2 protein-coding genes are annotated in these 2,233 nt (G+C 67.0%); both read right to left on the reverse strand.

From position 1 onward, the window contains the following. Positions 1-63 precede the first annotated feature (63 nt). Positions 64-825 (reverse strand): IS21-like element helper ATPase IstB, encoded by a 762-nt coding sequence (istB, locus tag ACZ6TV_RS55155; protein ID WP_465309770.1) that lies wholly within the window; start codon positions 823-825, stop codon positions 64-66. A gap of 71 nt (positions 826-896) precedes the next feature. Continuing rightward, positions 897-2,159 (reverse strand): IS21 family transposase, encoded by a 1,263-nt coding sequence (gene istA, locus ACZ6TV_RS55160; protein WP_465309768.1) that lies wholly within the window; start codon positions 2,157-2,159, stop codon positions 897-899. Positions 2,160-2,233: the final 74 nt, after the last annotated feature.

Genomic DNA, 2,233 nt, shown 5'->3' on the forward strand with positions numbered 1-2,233 from the left:
TGTCGCCGATTTTTGAAATTTGACCCCTTTTGGGTTCGGGAATTTTGACCCCTCCAGGGCAGGTCAGTTGTGGTTGGCGCGGTTGTCCTTGAGGAGTTCGCGGCGTTGGCGGGTGCGGTAGGAGTCGCCGGTGAGGGTGAGGACTTCGGCGTGGTGGACGAGGCGGTCGATCATGGCTGCGGCGACGACGTCGTCGGAGAAGGTCTCGCCCCAGCGGCCGAATGGCAGGTTCGAGGTGACCATGACGGAGCCCTGTTCGTAGCGGGACGCGATGAGTTGGAAGAACAGGTTCGCGGCGTCCTGGTCGAACGGGATGTAGCCAACTTCATCAATAATGATCAGTTTGTAGCGGCGGATCTTCTTGAGTTCGGCTTCGAGACGGCCGGCGTGGTGGGCTTCGGCGAGGCGGGTGATCCAGTTGCTGGCGGTGTCGAACAGCACGGAGTGCCCGGCCTGGGTGGCTTTGACGCCGAGGGCGATCGCGAGGTGGGTCTTGCCGAGGCCGGGCGGTCCGAGCAGGATCACGTTCTCGGCTTTCGCGACGTAGGTGCTGGTCGCGAGGTGGGCGAGGACGTCGCGGCGTAGTGAGGGCAGGTGGTCGAGGTTGAAGTCCTCGAGGGTCTTCACGGTCGGGAAGTGCGCGGTGCGGATGCGCATGACGGTGCCTTTGGACTCGCGGTCGGCGACCTGCCGTTGCAGCAGCGCGGCCAGATACTCTTCGTGGGACCAGTTCTCGTCGCGGGCCTGACCTGCGAGTTCTTCCCAGAACGCGCCGATGGTGGGGGTCTTCAGGACCCGGGTCAGGTAGGCGATCATCGACGGCATCCCGTCTTTGACCCGGCCGCCGTCGGGGCCGTCGTCGGGGCTGGCGGTGGCGGGTTTTGTCTTGGTGGTGGTCATTCGCTGCTCGCTTTCACGGTTGTCGGGTTGAAGTCGACGCCGAACAGGGCGTCGTAGTCGTGCAGGGCCCGTAGGGTGACGGGGTGCCCGTCGCCGTGGTGGCGGGTGGCCGCCTGGCGGCGTTGACGGTCTTCGGCGAGGGCGTGGCGCATGAGTTTCGCGGTCGCTGTGTGGCTGGGGTCGGTGATCACGCCGTGTTTGGCCCAGGACCGGTCGTGCCGGGCCACGATGGTGCCGTCGCAGGACACGGTCACCACGTCCGGTGAGGCGGTGACCTCGACGAACCGGCCGATGGAGCGTGGGTCGACGGAGTAGTCGACGGTGTCGACCCGCACGTAGTAGTCACGGCCGAGCCGGATCCGTTGCTGCAGACCGACTTGAGGGCCGATCGGTGGGAGGTCCACCATGGACAGATAGTCGGTTTGCAGGAGGTCCACGGGCCGGCCCTGGATGGAGCGGACCGTCCGGGTGTTCGCGGTCGTGGCCAGCCAGTCGCCGAGCTGGGTGTTGAAGTCGGTTGGTGAGGTGAACCGGCGGCCGGGCAGGAACGACGTCTCCAGATAGCCGTTCGCGCGTTCCACCATGCCCTTGTGCTCCGGGTCGCGGGGCGGGGCCAGCTGGATGCGGGTGGCGAGCGTCCCGGCGAACGCCGCCGCCGGCGCGCTCACCCGGCCGGTCCCGCCGATCGCGGACTCCCGGTCCCAGACCAGCGTCCGGGTGACCCGGCCGACCCCGCAGATCAGCAGCCACATCCCGGACAGGATGTCCCCGGCCTGCCGGGTCGGGATCATCGTCGCGGCCATGAACCGGGAGAACCCGAGCGTCATCACCAGCACCGGCAACACCCGGTCCTGACCGGCAGCGACCGGGATCCGCGGCTGCGGGAACCACAGATCGCACTGCGTGATCTGACCCGGTTCATACACCGTCCGGTCGACCGGGTCGATCCCCACGTACTCCGGCCGGATCTGCGCCAGCCGTTTCTTCAACGGCGACAACGAATACGGCCACCCGATCCGCTGCGCGATCACCGGGACCGGCATCCGCGGCCAGTCCTGCAACAGCACCCGGATCTGCGGCTCGAACGCATCCACCACCGACCCACGCGGCGCCCGCTCATACCGCGGCGGCCGATCCGAGGCCAACGCCGCACGGACCGTGTTCCTGGCAACCCCCAACCTGCGGACGATCTCCTTGATCGGCACCCCCTCCGCCCGGTGCAGACGGCGGATCTCTGCCCAGTCCTCCACGCTCAACACCCTCCAAGATCCTCAAAGAGGAGGGGTCAAGATTCAAAAATCCGCTAGGGGTCAGTCTTCAGGAAGCGGCGACA

This window comes from Dactylosporangium sp. NPDC051087, from assembly GCF_055586325.1.